A 17,542-nucleotide genomic window follows, 5' to 3' on the forward strand; every position below is an offset into this window, starting at 1 on the left:
CAGGAGTTATTCGATGAACCATTACCTTACGCCTGACCTGTGCGACGCCTATCCGGAGCTGGTTCAGGTGCTGGACCCGATGTTCAGCAATTTCGGCGGCCGTGATTCGTTCGGCGGCGAGATCGTGACCATCAAGTGCTTCGAAGACAACTCGCTGGTCAAGGAACAGGTCGAGCTCAAGGGTAATGGCAAGGTGCTGGTGGTTGATGGCGGCGGTTCCCTGCGCCGTGCGCTGCTGGGCGACATGCTCGCCGAGAAAGCCTCGAAAAACGGTTGGGAAGGGCTGGTCATCTACGGCTGCATCCGTGATGTGGACGTCATCGCCCAGACCGATCTTGGCGTGCAGGCCTTGGCCAGCCACCCGATGAAGACCGACAAGCGCGGTATCGGCGACCTCAATGTGCCGGTGACCTTCGCGGGTGTCACTTTCCATCCCGGCCAGTACATCTATGCGGACAACAATGGCGTGATCATCTCGCCAAGCCCGCTGAAAATGCCTGAATAAATCGCGGTAACCACAGGGGTGAGGATGTTCGAGGAAGAAAACGCGCAATGGGGGCTGGTGCATGCCCTGGTGCTGGACGGTAAAGGCGGTGCGCGTTCGATAGCCCGGACTGATCTCGACGATCTGCAACTGCAGGCTCATGAAAGCCTGTGGTTGCACTGGGATCGCAGTCACCCGCAGACCCAGACCTGGCTGCGCAAATCCAGTGGGCTCAACGAGTTCACCTGCGATCTGCTGCTGGAAGAAAACACCCGCCCACGCCTGTTGCCGCTGCCGGATTCCGAGCTGCTGCTGTTTTTGCGCGGGGTCAATCTCAACCCCGGTGCCGAGCCGGAAGACATGGTGTCGGTGCGGATTTTCGCTTCGGCCCAGCGGGTGATTTCCCTGCGCTTGCGTCCATTGCGCGCCACCGACGAGTTGCTGGTGATGCTGGGCGAGGGCAAAGGGCCGAAAACCTCGTCCGAACTGATGCTTTATCTGGCGCAATTCCTCACCAACAAGGTGCAGGATCTGGTGACTTGCCTCTCCGAAGTGGTCGATGAAGAGGAAGAAAAACTGGATGCCGACGAACGGTATACCCCCGAGCATGGCGCCATTTTGCACATCCGTCGCCGGGCTGCCGGACTGAAGCGTTTTCTGGCACCGCAGAGGGATATTTTCGGACAGCTGACGCGGATAAAACTGCCGTGGTTCGTCGATGACGATGCCGACTACTGGAACGAATTGAACAACAGCCTGACCCGTTATCTCGAAGAGCTCGAATTGACCCGAGAGCGCGTGGGGCTTGTGCTGGAGGCCGAAGACCGGCGTTTGAGCGTGCGCATGAACCGCACGATGTATCGCTTCGGGATCATCACCTGCATCTTTTTGCCGATGAGTTTTCTGACCGGTCTGCTGGGCATCAATGTCGGCGGCATTCCGTTCGCGAGCAGCCCTTATGGTTTCCTGATCGCCTGCCTGACGGTGCTCGCCCTGGCGTTCGGACAATGGTGGTTGTTCCGCCGTTTGCGCTGGGTATGAAGATGCGCCATGTGACCCGACCAAATTTGCCCGCGTCTTTCACAGACATCACGAGAGGTGCGTATGCACGATCCGTTTGAACAGTCTTTGCGCGACATGCTCAACGCCTCGCCGTCCAGTCGCGACGACGATGCCTGCCTGGGCCGCGTACTCAAAACCGCCAACCGCCAGGTTGGCGCCGGCGATCTGTTCAGCCTGCTGGGCCGCTGGCTGCCCGCGCTGATGATCGCCCTTAATAACGGCTCGGCCCATGTCGCGCCGGTCTCCCGTCTTCGTAAACCTACCGCTCGCACTGCTGATAAGGCTGATTGAATATGGAACTTGATCTCTGGACTCAGAGCCTCGTCACTGCAATGACTGCGTTGTGGACCAAAGTCGCTAACTTCATTCCGAACCTGTTCGGCGCACTGGTTGTGCTGCTGTTGGGTTTTGTCGTGGCCAAGCTGCTGGACACCTTGCTGTCCAAACTGCTGGCCAAACTGGGCCTCGATCGCCTGATGGGCGGCACCGGCCTGACCAAATTGATGTCCCGTGCGGGGCTGCAAGTACCGATCTCGACCTTGATCGGCAAGATCGTCTATTGGTTCGTTCTGCTGATTTTCCTGGTTTCGGCAGCAGAATCCCTTGGACTTGAGCGAGTTTCAGCTACGCTTGACATGCTCGCGCTGTATTTGCCGAAAGTGTTCGGTGCCGCGCTGGTGTTGCTGGTGGGTGTCCTGCTCGCACAATTGGCCAATGGCCTGGTTCGCGGGGCGGCAGAAGGCGTAGGCCTGGACTACGCTTCAGGACTTGGGCGAATTGCTCAGGGCCTGGTGATCATCATCAGCATTTCGGTCGCGATCAGTCAGCTGGAGGTCAAGACCGACCTGCTGAACCATGTGATCGTCATCGTATTGATTACCGTTGGTCTGGCGGTTGCGCTGGCCATGGGTTTGGGAAGCCGGGAAATTGCCGGTCAGATTCTTGCGGGAATCTATGTGCGTGAGTTGTATCAGGTTGGGCAACAAGTGCGTATTGGCGAGGTCGAAGGCCAGATCGAAGAGATCGGCACGGTTAAGACCACATTGCTGACCGATGAGGGTGAGCTAGTCTCTCTCTCCAATCGGATCCTGCTGGAGCAGCATGTGAGTAGCCGCTAACCCGGCAAACCCTGCTAATGTATGCCGCCGCAAAATGCCAGCTGTCGCTGGCTGCGGTGGACATTGACCTGACTGTCGGCACGACTTGTTTTGAATAAAGCCCAAACGCTATCCACGCGCTACGACCCCCGCGAGCTCTCTGATGAGGAGTTGGTCGCGCGCTCGCATACCGAGCTTTTTCACGTGACGCGCGCGTATGAAGAATTGATGCGGCGTTACCAGCGCACATTATTTAACGTTTGTGCGCGATATCTTGGGAACGATCGCGACGCAGACGATGTCTGTCAGGAAGTGATGTTGAAGGTGCTGTACGGCCTGAAGAACTTCGAGGGGAAATCGAAGTTCAAGACGTGGCTATATAGCATCACTTACAACGAATGCATCACGCAGTATCGGAAGGAACGGCGAAAGCGTCGCTTGATGGACGCACTGAGTCTTGACCCCCTCGAGGAAGCGTCCGAAGAAAAGGCGCCGAAACCCGAGGAGAAGGGCGGACTGGATCGCTGGCTGGTGTATGTGAACCCGATCGACCGGGAAATTCTGGTGCTACGATTTGTCGCAGAGCTGGAATTTCAGGAGATCGCAGACATCATGCACATGGGTTTGAGTGCGACAAAAATGCGTTACAAACGCGCTCTTGATAAATTGCGTGAGAAATTTGCAGGCATTGCTGAAACTTAGTTCGGCGCAAATATCTCTTACGTGTAGGCAAGTTCTGATAGACTTGCCGCCGAGTTGTCCCCCGGTTTGCGGGACTGCTTCACAATCACCAGATGGGGATTTAACGGATGAAACTGAAAAACACCTTGGGCTTGGCCATTGGTTCTTTGATTGCCGCCACTTCTTTCGGCGCTCTGGCACAAGGCCAAGGCGCAGTTGAAATCGAAGGCTTCGCAAAGAAAGAACAATTCGACAGCGCTCGTAACTTCAAGAACAACGGCAACCTGTTCGGCGGTTCGATCGGTTACTTCCTGACCGACGACGTTGAACTGCGTCTGGGCTACGACGAAGTGCACAACGTGCGTGCCGACGATGGCAAGAACGTCAAAGGCGCTAACACCGCTCTGGACGCTCTGTACCACTTCAACAACCCAGGCGACATGCTGCGTCCATACGTCTCGGCCGGTTTCTCCGACCAGAGCATCGACCAGAACGGCTCGAACGGTCGTAACCGTTCCACCTTCGCCAACCTGGGCGCTGGTGCCAAGCTGTACTTCACCGACAACTTCTACGCCCGTGCTGGCGTTGAAGCTCAGTACAACATCGACCAGGGCGACACCGAGTGGGCTCCTAGCGTCGGTATCGGTGTGAACTTCGGTGGCGGCTCCAAGCCTGCTGCTGCTCCAGTTCCAGCACCAGCTGAAGTCTGCTCCGACAGCGACAACGACGGCGTTTGCGACAACGTTGACAAGTGCCCGGACACCCCAGCCAACGTAACTGTTGACGCTGATGGCTGCCCTGCAGTTGCTGAAGTTGTTCGTGTTGAGCTGGACGTCAAGTTCGACTTCGACAAGTCGGTTGTGAAGCCAAACAGCTACGGCGACATCAAAAACCTGGCTGACTTCATGAAGCAGTACCCATCGACTCGCACCACTGTTGAAGGTCACACTGACTCCGTCGGTCCTGACGCTTACAACCAGAAACTGTCCGAGCGTCGTGCAAACGCCGTTAAGCAAGTTCTGACCAACCAGTACGGTGTTGAATCGTCCCGCGTTGACTCTGTTGGCTACGGCGAAACCCGTCCAGTTGCTGACAACAAAACTGAAGCTGGCCGTGCTGTTAACCGTCGCGTAGAAGCGCAGGTTGAAGCTCAAGCTAAGTAATTAGCTGCCGCTCCGAGAAAAGCCCGGCTTAGGCCGGGCTTTTCTTTGCCTGCGATTTGATGAAACCAGAGATTGTCAGGCCAGTCGGTCGGCTGCCCAGCCAATCGAATCGACCTGGGTCGCAGCCGCTGCGACGGCACCTATGACCAGAATTGCAGGGCTCTTGAGCTGGAAACCAAGGGCAGCGTCTTCCATCGCTGTCAGATTACTGCGGCATTCGCGTTGCTCTGGCAATGAAGCATTCTCGATCATCGCCACCGGCGTATCTGCCGCCATGCCGCCTGCCAGCAGCTGTTCGCGAATCTCGCCGAGCTTCGCCACCCCCATGTAAATCACCAGCGTCGTCCCGCCTTGCGCCAGCGCCCGCCAGTTCAACTGGCTGTCGTCCTGGGTGTGGGCCGTGACCAGCGTCACGCCCCTGGCCACGCCGCGCAACGTCAGCGGAATACCACACTGGGTCGCGCCGGCCAGTCCGGCGGTGATGCCATTGACCAGCTCCACCTCGACACCGCGCTCGCGCAACCACTGCGCTTCCTCACCCCCACGCCCGAAAATGCACGGATCGCCGCCCTTGAGCCGTACTACGCATTTACCCTGACGGGCATAACGCAGCATCAGCCGATGGATGAACGCCTGGGGCGTCGAGCGGCAGTCGCCGCGTTTGCCGACCGCGATAATCCGCGCAGCAGGGCAGTGCTCAAGTACCGCTTCATTGACCAGATCGTCGATCAGCACCACCTCGGCCTCGCGCAAGGCACGCACCGCTTTGAGCGTCAGCAATTCAGGATCACCGGGGCCCGCGCCCACCAGCCAGACTTTCGCGTTCATGGTGTTTTCCTCTTCAGATGACGGCGACCGGACGCACTTCGGCGGCCAGCAAACGCTTGATTTCCGGGACGCAGGAACCGCATTGCGTTCCGCACCCCAATGTATTTTTCAAACCCTGCAGATCCAGACCTTCACGGATACCGGCGCAGACCGCGCTGTGGCTGACGTTCTTGCAGTTGCACAAGGTTTTGTCCGCCACAACCTGCGCGCCGGCATTGCCCGGCGGCGCACTCATCGGTGCCAGCAGCCAGCGCCGCAGTTGTTCGTCGGCACGACCCTCCAGCCACAGGCCTTGCAACCAGTGCTGAGCGAGGGTTTCGCCGGCCAGGCGGATCGCGGTGATTCGCCCGTTTTCGATGCGCACCCGTTTGCCAATGGCGCGGCGAGGATCGTCATAGGCCAGCACCGGCCCCTCGATCAGGGCCAGGCACTGGTCGATTTCACCCAGCAATTGCGGATCGGGTGCGGCGGCGCTGGCTGCGCGTATCAGCAGCGCAGGCCGTTCACGTCCGACAAGGCTGAGACTTGCGTAGGAAAACGCCTCACAGAGTGGTCGAAGCGCCTCGAAATGCCGTTGAACATCGCCCTCGATCAGTGCGAACAGTTGCCATGGCAAATCCACCGGTTCCAGCCGCACACCGCTATGCTTGAGTTCCGGCTGTTTCGACAGTGGATCGAAGGCGGGCAGGGTCAGGCTGTTCACGCCGCCCTTGAGGAAACGATCGCCCCAGTGCATCGGCAGGAACGCCTGGCCCGGACGCACGCTGTCATCGCTGGCGACCGCCACAATCACCGCGCCCCGACGACTTTTCAGATTCACTAAATCCCCCGGCTGCAAGCGGTGACGGCGCAACTCGTCAGGATGCAGACTCAACACGGCTTCGCTGACATGGCCGAACAACTGCGCTGCGGTACCGGTGCGGCTCATACCGTGCCATTGATCACGCAGGCGGCCGGTGATCAGGGTCAGTGGAAAGCGCGCGTCGCGCTGTTCTTTGGCGGCGCGATAGGGATCGGCAACGAATCGCGCGCGCCCGTTCGCTGTAGGAAAGATCCCGTCGCCATACAGCCGGGCTGTACCTTGGCGGGCGCCAGCGGGGAAGGGCCATTGCTGTGGCCCCAGCTCATCAATCAACAAATGGCTGATCCCGGACAAATCCAGATCGCGCCCCCGGGTCAGTTGTTTGTACTCGTCAAAAAGCTGCGCCGGTTGCTCGAACGCAAACAGACCCGGCTGTTGCGGGCGCAGACGTTTCTCCAGGCGTTGTGCGAAATCTACGGTGATCGCCCAGTCCGGTCGTGCTTCACCCGGTGCGGCAATGGCCTGGCGGACGTGGGAAATCCGCCGTTCGGAGTTGGTCACCGAACCTTCCTTCTCGCCCCAACTGGCCGCCGGCAACAGCAGATCGGCAAACGCTGCGGTTTCGGTGGTGCGAAACGCCTCCTGCAACACCACGAACGGACAAGTCTCCAGCGCGGCGCGCACGGCGTTCTGATCCGGCATCGATTGCGCGGGGTTGGTGCAGGCAATCCACAGCGCCTTGATCTTGCCGTTGCGCACCTGTTCAAACAGTTCGATGGCACTGAGACCGGTGTTTTCCGGCAGCTTATCCACACCCCAATACGCCGCCACTTCGGCGCGATGCTCTGGATTGGCGACTTCACGGTGACCGGGCAACAGATTGGAAAGGCTGCCGGTTTCGCGCCCCCCCATGGCATTCGGCTGACCGGTCAGGGAGAAAGGTCCTGCACCCGGCCGGCCGATTTGCCCGGTGGCCAGGTGCAGATTGATCAGCGCGCTGTTCTTCGCGCTGCCTGCGGTGGACTGGTTCAGGCCCATGCACCACAGCGACAGAAAACTCGGCGCGGTGCCGATCCATTCGGCGCATTGCTGCAACTGCTCGACGCTGATCCCGCACAGCTGCGACACCATCGCCGGGGTGTAATCGCGCACCAGGCTTTTCAGCTCGGCGAGGCCTTCGGTGTGGGCCTGGACGAAGTCGCGGTCGACCCAGTCTTCCCATAACAGCAGATGCAAAATTCCATGGAACAACGCGACATCGGTGCCCGGCAGAATCGCCAGATGCAGGTCCGCCAGATCGCAGGTGTCGGTGCGCCGTGGATCAATAACGACGACTTTCATCTGCGGGCGGCGGGATTTGGCTTCTTCGAGGCGGCGAAAAAGTACCGGGTGGGCGTAGGCCATGTTACTGCCGACGATCACCACGCAATCGCTCAACTCCAGGTCTTCGTAGCTGCACGGCGGTGCGTCGGCGCCGAGGCTGCGCTTGTAGCCGACCACCGCCGAAGACATGCACAGCCGCGAATTGCTGTCGATGTTATTGGTGCCGACCAGCGCCCGCGCCAGTTTGTTGAAGGCGTAGTAATCCTCGGTCAGCAATTGCCCGGAGATGTAGAACGCCACGCTGTCTGGGCCGTGTTCGGCGATGGTTTCGGCGAACACGTTGGTGGCGTGATCCAGCGCGGTGTCCCAGTCGCAACGACTGCGCGCCAGGCCTTTGCCCAGGCGCAATTCCGGGTACAGCGCTCGGGCCGCCAGGTCGCCGGTCAGGTGCAGGGTCGAGCCTTTGCTGCACAGTTTGCCGAAGTTGGCCGGATGCGCCGGATCGCCACTTACGCCGAGAATGCGCTCGCCGTCATGCTCGATCAGCACGCCGCAGCCGACCCCGCAATAGCAGCAGGTCGAGGCGGTCGTCTGGCGGTTCATCAGACGACGTCCCGCAGGGCCAATTGCACGCGGCCGTTTTCGACCCGGGCCGGGTGATGGTGCGCGCAACCGACGTCCGGTGCCTGGGCTTCGCCGGATTGCAGGTCGATCTGCCAGTTGTGCAGCGGGCAGGCGACACGCTTGCCGTAGATCAGGCCTTGGGACAATGGGCCGCCCTTGTGCGGGCAGCGGTCATCGAGTGCGAAAACTTCGTCGTCGCTTGTGCGAAAGATCGCAATGTCGCCTTTGGGCCCGGCGATGATCCGCGAACCGAGGGCGTTGATCTCTTCCAGGGCACAGATATCGAGCCAGTTCATGCCGGCACCTCCAGGTTTTTCACGGGGATCACGTCGAATTCTTTCTTCAGTTGCGGCTGGGCGAGGCGCTCTTTCCACGGGTCCTGTTCGAACGACAGGGAGAATTGCAGGCGCTCGTTCAGAGCCTTGCGGCGCTCGGGGTCTTCCAGCACGGCTTTCTTGATGTGCTCCATGCCGACCCGTTGCAGGTAGTGCACGGTGCGTTCGAGGTAGAAGGCTTCCTCGCGGTACAACTGCAGGAACGCGCCGTTGTATTCGCGCACTTCCTCGGCGGTCTTGAGCTTGACGAAGAACTCGGCGACTTCGGTCTTGATCCCGCCGTTGCCACCGATGTACATCTCCCAGCCGGAATCGACGCCGATGATTCCTACGTCCTTGATCCCCGCTTCCGAGCAGTTGCGTGGGCATCCGGAGACCGCCAGCTTCACTTTGTGCGGCGACCACATGTTGAACAGGTCGTGTTCGAGGTCGATGCCCAACTGAGTCGAGTTCTGCGTGCCGAAGCGGCAGAACTCGCTGCCGACGCAGGTTTTCACGGTGCGGATCGATTTGCCGTAGGCGTGACCAGACGGCATGTCGAGGTCTTTCCATACGCCGGGCAGGTCCTGTTTCTTGATCCCCAGCAAGTCGATGCGCTGACCGCCGGTGACCTTGACCATTGGCACCTGGTATTTGTCCGCCACGTCGGCGATCCGCCGCAGTTCCGACGGGTTGGTCACGCCGCCCCACATCCGTGGCACCACCGAATAAGTGCCGTCCTTCTGGATGTTGGCGTGGGCCCGTTCGTTGATCAGGCGCGACTGCGGATCGTCCTTGGCCTCGCCGGGCCAGGTTGAAATCAGGTAGTAGTTGAGGGCCGGGCGGCAGGTAGCGCAGCCGTTCGGGGTGCGCCAGTTGAGGTAGCTCATGGTGCCGGCGATGGTCAGCAGATGCTGTTCGCGAATCGCCTGGCGGATCTGGCCATGGTTGAGGTCGCTGCAACCGCAGATGGCTTTTTCGCTTTTCGGTTTGACGTCCGCCGCACCGCCGACGGTGTTGATCAGGATCTGCTCGACCAGCCCGGCGCAGGAGCCGCAGGAACTGGCGGCCTTGGTGTGTTTCTTCACTTCGTCGACGCTGAACAGCCCGTGTTCCTGAATGGCCTTGACGATGGTGCCCTTGCACACGCCGTTGCAGCCGCAGACTTCGGAGTTGTCGGCCATGCTCATCGCTTTGTCCTGGCCCTGATGTCCTACGTCGCCGAGGGCGTTTTCACCAAACATCAGATGATCGCGGATCTCGCCGATGGCGTGATTCTCACGAATCTGCCGGAAATACCAACCGCCATCTGCCGTATCGCCGTACAGACAGGCGCCGACCAGCACGTCATCCTTGATCACCAGTTTTTTGTACACCCCGCCGATCGGGTCGGAGAGGGTGATGGTCTCGGTGCCTTCACCGCCCATGAAGTCGCCGGCGGAAAACAGGTCGATGCCGGTGACCTTCAATTTGGTCGACGTCACCGAACCCTGATAGCGGGCGAAACCCAATTGAGCCAGATGGTTGGCGCAGACCTTGGCCTGTTCGAACAACGGTGCCACCAGACCGTAGGCAATGCCGCGATGGCTGGCGCATTCGCCGATGGCATAGATGCGCGGGTCGTAGGTTTGCAGGGTGTCGTTGACCAGAATCCCGCGGTTGCACGGGATGCCGGCCTTTTCCGCGAGTTCGGTATTGGGGCGAATGCCGGCGGCCATGACCACCAGATCGGCAGGAATGATGTCGCCGTTCTTGAACTGCACCGAGCCGACGCGACCATTGCCGGCGTCGTGCAGGGCCTGGGTCTGTTCGCACAGGCGAAAGTGCAGGCCACGGGATTCGAGGGCGGTTTGCAGGAGCTGGCCGCTGGTCTTGTCCAGTTGCCGCTCCAGCAGCCATTCACCGAGGTGCACCACGGTGACGTGCATGCCACGCAGCATCAGGCCGTTGGCGGCTTCGAGGCCGAGCAGGCCGCCGCCGATCACCACGGCGTGCTTGTGAGTTTTTGCGGTGTCGATCATGGCCTGGGTGTCGGCGATGTCGCGGTAACCGATCACGCCCTGCAAGTTGTTGCCGGGGATCGGCAGGATGAACGGGGTCGAGCCGGTGGCGATCAGCAGGCGATCGTATTCGGCCTCGGTGCCGTCCTCGGCGATCACCCGGCGTTTGACCCGGTCGATCTCCACCACTTTGCGGTTGAGCAGCAGTTTGATGTTGTTTTCCAGGTACCAGTCGAGGTCGTTGAGCACGATTTCTTCGAAGGTCTGTTCGCCGGCCAGCACCGGCGACAACAGGATGCGGTTGTAGTTGGTGTGCGGTTCGGCGCCGAAGACCGTGATGTCGTACAGCTCGTTGCTCAGCTTGAGCAGTTCTTCCAGGGTGCGGACCCCGGCCATGCCGTTGCCGATCATCACCAGTTTGAGTTTTTTCATCAGGTTCTCCGGGAGCATCGGGCTTGCCTCTTGTGGGCAGTCAGGCCTTGCTCGACAAAAATGGCGCAAACAAAAAAGGCGTCCCGCCAGTTACCTAGCGAGGACGCCTTTGTCCTTGTCCCGTTCTCTCGGGAAGCCTGGCCTTCGTCGTTGAAGGCCGGGCTTTATGTCAGTTGAAAACGTTAATGCAGTGGTTGTGCCAAGTCGCGGCGGGCCGCGAATTCACTGGGGTAATGCTGGAATTGGCCAGATGTTCGTTGTGGTTTTTGCACTGAATGGAAGCAGCACGCTCGTTAATGGAGCGCCGCATCAGCCATGAAACAACAGAAACAGCAGCACCAGATTGCCCAGTAGTGCCAGTAACGTCAGCGTCCGCCAGACCTTCAGCGGCTCACGTTCCAGCAAGGGGCGAGGGCGTACATTCAGGCTGCGGCGTTCACCCTGTTCCAGTGTCAGCAACCATTCCTCGGCGGTTTCATAACGTTGCAAAGGATCAGCTGCCACACCGCGCTCCAGGCACTGCGCCAGCCACTCCGGCAGATCCGGGCGATAGCGGCCGGCACTCACCGGCACCCCGAAACGCGGGCGCTGGAAGGCTTCGATCTCGCCGTAGGGAAAATGCCCGGTGAGCAAAAAATACAAGGTCACGCCCACCGCATACAGATCCTGTTGTGCGCTGGGTGCTGCGCTTTGAAAGGCTTCCGGCGCGATGTAGCTCGGGGTTCCGGGCAGGGTTGACGGTGCGTCTTGCGACAGGCCGGGGCAATACGCCAGACCGAAATCCAGCAGGCGCAACTCGCCGTCGTCCCCCAGGTGCAGGTTTTCCGGTTTGATGTCGCGGTGCAGGATCTGCCGTCGATGCAAAAGGCCGACCGCCCGCAACAGGCGTTCGGCCAGATCCTGCCACTGAGCCAGTGGCAACGGGCCGCTTTGCTCGAACAACTGAGCCAGGGTCGTCCCCGAATATTCACGCATCACGTAGTACAAATGCTGACGCTGGCCGGCGCTATGGACTTCAGGGAAGTGCCGCCCGGCGACGCGTTTGAGAAACCATTCCTCCGCCAGCAAGGCCTGACCAGCCTGGGCATCGTCTGCCAGTTGTGCAGGCAACGTCTTCAAAAGCCAGGCCTGGCCCTGACCATCGAGCACGCGATACAGCAATGATTGCTGGCTCTGACCGACGATCCCTTGCACCTGCCAGCCTTCGAATGCCTGACCCGGTTTCAACGGCGGGGGCAGCGGCCACTGCTGCAAATGAATCAGCGCATCGCCGAGGCTGGCCTCGCCAACAGCATCCACCCGCACCAACATCGCACTGGCATTGTCCTGACTGCCGGCCAGGTGCGCAGCGTTGACCAGAGTTTGTGCGGCACCTTGCAGGTCCGGTTGATCTCGCAGGATTCGGGCGATGGCGGTATCACCAAGCGCCGCCCACACGCCATCGCTGAGCAGCACGAAACATTCGCCGTCACGCAGTTCGCCATCGAGAAAATCCAGCACCAGATGCTGATCCAGCCCCAATGCCCGCTTGAGCACATGCTGCATGCCCGGTTGATCCCAGGCGTGATCCTCACTGATCCGTTGCAAGGTCTCGGCGTGCCAGCGATAGACCCGGCAATCTCCGACATGCGCCAGCGTGAAGCGTCTGCCACGCATGACCAGCGCACTGACCGTGGTGAGCAGCGGCTGGCCGCCACCGTTGGCCTGCAACCAGCGATTTTGTGCGAGCAGCAGGCGATCGAGGGCCTGGGCCACGCTCCAGGTTTCCGGGGTGGCGTAGTAGTCCAGCGCCAGCGCCTGCAAGGTCGAACGCGCGGCCAGCCCGCCATCGGCGCACTGGCTGACGCCGTCGGCGATGGCGAACAGAAACCCTTTGCTGGCCGCCAGCGCCGGGGCCGGAGTGACCAGGCGCAAGGCGTCCTGGTTTTCCGCGCGGGGGCCGGTGGCGCTGGCTTCGGCGAAGCTCAGTTGCAGAGCCATTCGGGCCTCAGACCCGGGCAGCGGTCACGGCCGCCGAACCCCAGGTGGTTCTCCAGCGACGTTTGACCCCGTGCAGGCCAAACCACGCCAGCACGCCAAGGCTGGCAAACAACCACAGCGCCAGTTGATAGCTGCCGGTGCTCTGTTTGATCGCGCCCATGCCTGCTGCCAGAGCGAAACCGCCGATGCCGCCGGCCATGCCGATCAGTCCGGTCATCACGCCGATTTCGCGACGGAAACGTTGCGGCACCAGTTGGAACACCGCGCCATTACCTGCGCCGAGACCGAGCATGGTGCAGACGAAAAGTGCCAGCGCCGCGTAGGAACTTGGCAGGTTGAAGCCGACCGCTGCAATACAAACTGCGGCCACCGTATACATCGCCAGCAGCGTGCGAATCCCACCGAAACGATCAGCCAGCGCGCCGCCCAGTGGACGCATCAGGCTGCCACCGAACACGCAGGCCGCGGTGTAATAACCGGCGGTCACCGGGCTCAAACCGTATTGATCGTTGAAGTAGCCGGGCAGGGCGCTGGCCAGGCCGATGAAGCCACCGAAGGTGACGCTGTAGAAAAACATGAACCACCAGCTGTCACGATCGCCCAGGGCCTTGAAGTAGTCGGCCATTGACTTGGCTTTCGGCCGCTCCGGCGCGTTTTTCGCCAGCCAGGCGAACAGCACCAGGGTCAGGATCAGCGGAATCAGGGCGAAACCGAATACATTGCTCCAGCCAAACGACGCCGCGAGTACCGGGGCGATTAGTGCCGCGAACACGGTCCCGGAGTTGCCGGCTCCAGCGATGCCCATCGCCTTGCCCTGATGCTCCGGCGGATACCATTGCGAAGCCAGCGGCAGGGCCACCGCGAACGAAGCGCCGGCCATGCCGAGGAACAAACCGAGCAGCAGGGCCTGTTCATAACTGTGGATGCCGAGTTTCCAGGCACCGAACAGTGCGCAGATCACGATCACCTGGCCGATCAGCCCGGCGGTTTTCGGCGACAGGCGATCGGCGAGCATGCCCATCGCAAAGCGCAGCACCGCGCCGGCCAGAATCGGCGTGGCGACCACGAGGCCACGCTGTTGGGTGGTCAGGTGCAGGTCGGCGGCAATCTGCACCGCCAGCGGGCCGAGCAGGTACCAGACCATGAAGCTCAGGTCGAAATACAGGAAGGCCGCGAACAGGGTCGGGGTGTGGCCGGATTTCCAGAAGCTTTTATTCATCGCGCACCTCAGCTGTAGAGAATCTCGAGAAGGAGTCAGAACCAGCACAGTGGGGCGCCACCACGGCCGCACCACCGGCCCCGGGCTGTGGGGCCAAAACGCAAAAACGCCGCTACCCGGATCGCCGAAAGGGGCGAAGAAGGTGAGCGACGTCTTTGTCGTAGGTGGGGCAACCGCCGTTGGTTACCTGTAGGGATTGCTTAGCGAGATTTGTGCCACATCGATGTGGCTCGTTCCCATGCTCTGCGTGGGAACGCATTCGGTGACGCTCTGCGTCATGCTCTGAAGCGGACGCGGAGCGTCCATGGCTGCATTCCCACGCGGAGCGTGGGAACGATCAAGGCAGGGCAAGGCTTCAGCCGAGCAACTCGCTCATGGCAATGATCTGTTCCGCCACCTGAATCAGTTTCTGCTGGCGGCTCATGGCCTGGCGGCGCATCAGGGTGTAGGCCTCTTCTTCGTTGCAGTCCTTCATTTTCATCAGCAGGCCCTTGGCCAGTTCGATGCGCTTGCGCTCGGCCAGTTGCTGGTCGCGAGCCTGTAGCTGGGCGCGCAAGGCCTGGTCGCTTTCGAAGCGGGCCATGGCCACGTCGAGAATCGGCTGCAGGCGTTGTGCGTGAATGCCTTCGACGATGTAGGCACTGACCCCGGACTTGATCGCCTGACGCATCACGCCGGGATCATGCTCGTCGGTGAACATCACGATCGGCCGGGGCTGGTCGCGGCTGACCAGCACCACTTGCTCCATCACATCGCGACTCGGTGACTCGGTATCGATCAGGATCACGTCCGGGCGCACCGTTTCGACGCGCGCCGGCAGGTCGATGGTCAGGCCCGACTCGTCGATCACCTCGAAACCGGCCTCGGTCAGCGCGGCTTTCAGGCGTCCGACTTTTTTCGCGGTGTCGTTGATCAGCAGAATGCGCAGCATGTTCGCGGTCTCCTGTCAGCGGTGGGCGAGAAGGGGTGCGCTGTCGTTCAGCGCGTGGAGCTTGAAGCTTCGGGCGTAGGCGGCCGGGTCGCTGCCGTCCCAGATCTTGCCGTCGATCAACTGGCTGCTGCGCATGTCCTTGCCCCAGGCCGCGACGCCCACAGCAGTCGCCGCGTCGCGATAGATCTCCAGTTGCTGCACCTGACGGGCGACGGCGAGGTAATCCGGGTCATCGCGCAGCAAACCCCAACGGCGAAACTGAGTCATGAACCACATGCCATCCGAGAGATACGGCAGATTCACCGCGCCATCGCCGTGAAAGCGCAAGGCGTGCGGGTCCTGCCAGCGATTGCCCAGCCCATCGTCGTAGTCGCCGAGAAAGCGCGGCTCGATGCAGGACACCGGGGCGTCGAGGTATTCCGCAGCGCTCAGCAACTGCGCGGTGCTGCGGCGGTTTTCCGGGCTTTCTTCGATGAAACGGCTGGCTTCGAGGATCGCCATCACCAGCGCGCGGGCGGTGTTGGGGTATTGCTCGACGAAGGCGCGGGTGCAGCCGAGGACTTTTTCCGGGTGATCGGGCCAGATGGTCTGGCTGGTCGCCAGCGTGAAACCGAGATCCTGCTGCACGGCGCTGGCCGCCCACGGCTCGCCAACGCAGAGGCCATCGATGCGTCCGGCCTGCAAGTGCGCGACCATTTGCGGTGGCGGTACGACCACGCTGTCGACATCCTGCAATGGATGGATGCCCTGGCTCGCCAGCCAGTAATACAGCCACATGGCATGGGTGCCGGTCGGGAAGGTCTGGGCGAAAGTCAGTTTTGCGCGGGTTTGGTGCACATGGTGGTGCAGCGCTTCAGGACCGGTCACGCCCAGGCCTTGCAAACCGTGGGACAGGTTCAGGCTCTGACCGTTCTGATTCAGGCCCATCAGCACCGCCATGTCGGTCGGCGCGACACCACCGATGCCCAGGTGCACCGCGTAGATCAGACCGTAAAGGCTGTGGGCAGCATCGAGTTCGCCGCTGACCAGATTGTCCCGCAGGTTGGCCCAGGAACTCTGGCGCTTGAGATTCAGGGTCAACCCGTAAGGCTGAGCAAAGCCTTGAGTGGCGGCGACCACCAGCGAGGCGCAGTCGCTCAGGGCCATGAAACCGAGGTTGATCGCGCTTTTTTCCGGGGCATCGCTGCCGTTGACCCAGGCCAGCGGCCCGGCGGAGGTTTGAGTCATGAAAGCTACCCTCAAAAAAAACGTCGTCCCGGGCTTTGCCCGCGCAAAACCGAGAGACGACGCCATTGTCCTTGCCTGCACGCCACCATTGGCCTGCGGGCTGATGCCGAGGAAGGTGCAAGGCATATGCCATGCGCACGGATTTACCCGTGCGCCTCGCGCGGCGGGGCGATGCCCGGCTATAATCGCCGCCTCTTTTCGCCGCCCGAGTCATAGCCGCCCATGTACACCCTGGCCCGTCAGCTGTTGTTCAAACTTTCCCCGGAAACCTCCCACGATCTGTCGCTGGATCTGATCGGCGCGGGCGGGCGTTTGGGCCTCAACGGCTTGCTGTGCAAGGCCCCGGCGTCGCTGCCGGTGAATGTCATGGGCCTGGAGTTCCCGAACCCTGTGGGTCTGGCGGCCGGTCTGGACAAGAACGGCGCGGCCATCGACGGCTTTGCGCAACTGGGTTTCGGTTTTGTCGAAATCGGCACTGTGACCCCGCGTCCGCAGCCGGGCAACCCGAAACCACGGATTTTCCGCCTGCCGGAAGCCGAGGCGATCATCAACCGCATGGGTTTCAACAACCTCGGCGTGGATAACCTGCTGGCGCGGGTGGCGGCGGCCAAATACAAGGGCGTGCTGGGGATCAACATCGGCAAGAACTTCGACACCCCGGTCGAGCGCGCGGTGGATGACTACCTGATCTGCCTGGACAAGGTCTACGCCCACGCCAGTTACGTCACGGTCAACGTCAGCTCGCCGAACACCCCGGGCCTGCGCAGCCTGCAATTTGGCGACTCGCTCAAGCAATTGCTGGCGGATCTGGCCACGCGCCGCGCTGAACTGGCCCTGCGCCATGGCAAACATGTACCGCTGGCGATCAAGATCGCGCCGGACATGACCGACGAAGAAACCGCTCAGGTTGCGCAAGCGCTGATCGAAACCGGGATGGACGCGGTGATCGCCACCAACACCACCCTCAGCCGCGTGGGCGTCGAAGGCATGGAACACGGTGACGAGGCGGGCGGTCTGTCCGGCGCGCCGGTGCGTGAGAAGAGCACCCACACCGTGAAAGTGCTGGCGTCCGAGCTGGGCGGCAAGCTGCCGATCATCGCAGCGGGCGGCATCACCGAAGGCAAGCATGCGGCCGAGAAGATCGCTGCCGGCGCGAGCCTGGTGCAGATCTACTCCGGCTTCATCTATAAGGGCCCGGCGCTGATTCGCGAGTCCGTGGACGCGATCGCCGCCAAGCGCTGATCGGCGGACATAAAAGGCAGGCATAAAAAAGGGCTCCTCGAAGGAGCCCTTGGGCCGTAGCCCGCCGTCCGGGAAGGACGTGCATGGTGATCAGGTTGTTACGAAATCAGATTGTCGTGTCGGAATAAGTGCC

The 17,542-nt window shown here is 61.2% G+C and carries 15 protein-coding genes; 7 read left to right on the plus strand and 8 right to left on the minus strand.

Annotated features, from left to right (window positions below; all coding sequences use genetic code 11):
* Positions 1-13 precede the first annotated feature (13 nt).
* The 6 genes from rraA to AC0R79_RS10175 all read left to right on the plus strand — a co-directional run bounded on the left by rraA (position 14) and on the right by AC0R79_RS10175 (position 4,487).
* Complete coding sequence (rraA, locus tag AC0R79_RS10150; RefSeq protein ID WP_007951984.1) at positions 14-505, plus strand: ribonuclease E activity regulator RraA; 492 nt, start codon at positions 14-16, stop codon at positions 503-505.
* 24 nt (positions 506-529) lie between these two features.
* Positions 530-1,525, plus strand: coding sequence for a zinc transporter ZntB (locus AC0R79_RS10155; protein WP_007951985.1), 996 nt, complete (start codon positions 530-532; stop codon positions 1,523-1,525).
* Positions 1,526-1,588: 63 nt separating this feature from the next.
* Complete coding sequence (locus tag AC0R79_RS10160; protein ID WP_007951986.1) at positions 1,589-1,837, plus strand: hypothetical protein; 249 nt, start codon at positions 1,589-1,591, stop codon at positions 1,835-1,837.
* Positions 1,838-1,839: 2 nt separating this feature from the next.
* A complete protein-coding gene (locus AC0R79_RS10165; protein ID WP_007951987.1) occupies positions 1,840-2,664 on the plus strand; it encodes a mechanosensitive ion channel family protein in 825 nt (274 codons plus the stop codon).
* Between the two features lie 90 nt (positions 2,665-2,754).
* Positions 2,755-3,345 (plus strand): RNA polymerase sigma factor SigX, encoded by a 591-nt coding sequence (gene sigX, locus AC0R79_RS10170; protein ID WP_011333251.1) that lies wholly within the window; start codon positions 2,755-2,757, stop codon positions 3,343-3,345.
* A 107-nt stretch (positions 3,346-3,452) separates the two neighbouring features.
* Entirely contained in the window at positions 3,453-4,487 is a 1,035-nt protein-coding gene (locus tag AC0R79_RS10175; RefSeq protein ID WP_127797403.1) for an OmpA family protein, read from the plus strand.
* Between the two features lie 75 nt (positions 4,488-4,562).
* On the opposite strand, the gene cobA is transcribed toward AC0R79_RS10175, so the two are convergent.
* From cobA to AC0R79_RS10215, 8 genes are all read right to left on the minus strand, one after another.
* A complete protein-coding gene (gene cobA, locus AC0R79_RS10180; protein ID WP_474734284.1) occupies positions 4,563-5,315 on the minus strand; it encodes a uroporphyrinogen-III C-methyltransferase in 753 nt (250 codons plus the stop codon).
* Positions 5,316-5,328: 13 nt separating this feature from the next.
* A complete protein-coding gene (locus AC0R79_RS10185; protein WP_474734286.1) occupies positions 5,329-8,043 on the minus strand; it encodes a nitrate reductase in 2,715 nt (904 codons plus the stop codon).
* A complete protein-coding gene (gene nirD / locus AC0R79_RS10190) occupies positions 8,043-8,360 on the minus strand; it encodes a nitrite reductase small subunit NirD (protein ID WP_474734287.1) in 318 nt (105 codons plus the stop codon). Before nirD ends, AC0R79_RS10185 begins: the two co-directional genes overlap by 1 nt.
* Positions 8,357-10,810, minus strand: coding sequence for a nitrite reductase large subunit NirB (gene nirB / locus AC0R79_RS10195; protein ID WP_474734289.1), 2,454 nt, complete (start codon positions 10,808-10,810; stop codon positions 8,357-8,359). The genes nirD and nirB overlap by 4 nt, the downstream gene beginning before the upstream one ends.
* A 309-nt stretch (positions 10,811-11,119) precedes the next feature.
* Complete coding sequence (locus tag AC0R79_RS10200) at positions 11,120-12,790, minus strand: bifunctional protein-serine/threonine kinase/phosphatase (protein WP_474734291.1); 1,671 nt, start codon at positions 12,788-12,790, stop codon at positions 11,120-11,122.
* 7 nt (positions 12,791-12,797) lie between these two features.
* Positions 12,798-14,009: a nitrate/nitrite transporter gene (locus AC0R79_RS10205; RefSeq protein ID WP_102686943.1), complete on the minus strand. Its 1,212-nt coding sequence runs from the start codon at positions 14,007-14,009 to the stop codon at positions 12,798-12,800.
* Positions 14,010-14,364: 355 nt separating this feature from the next.
* Complete coding sequence (locus tag AC0R79_RS10210; protein WP_007916390.1) at positions 14,365-14,940, minus strand: ANTAR domain-containing response regulator; 576 nt, start codon at positions 14,938-14,940, stop codon at positions 14,365-14,367.
* A 15-nt stretch (positions 14,941-14,955) separates the two neighbouring features.
* Positions 14,956-16,167 carry a CmpA/NrtA family ABC transporter substrate-binding protein gene (locus AC0R79_RS10215; protein ID WP_375746281.1) on the minus strand — a complete coding sequence of 404 codons (1,212 nt, stop codon included), beginning with the start codon at positions 16,165-16,167 and terminating at the stop codon, positions 14,956-14,958.
* Positions 16,168-16,389: 222 nt separating this feature from the next.
* Here AC0R79_RS10215 and AC0R79_RS10220 point away from each other — a divergent pair, with 222 nt between their 5' ends.
* Entirely contained in the window at positions 16,390-17,409 is a 1,020-nt protein-coding gene (locus tag AC0R79_RS10220; RefSeq protein ID WP_007952033.1) for a quinone-dependent dihydroorotate dehydrogenase, read from the plus strand.
* Positions 17,410-17,542 lie beyond the last annotated feature (133 nt).

The organism is Pseudomonas sp. HD57-3, assembly GCF_056113135.1.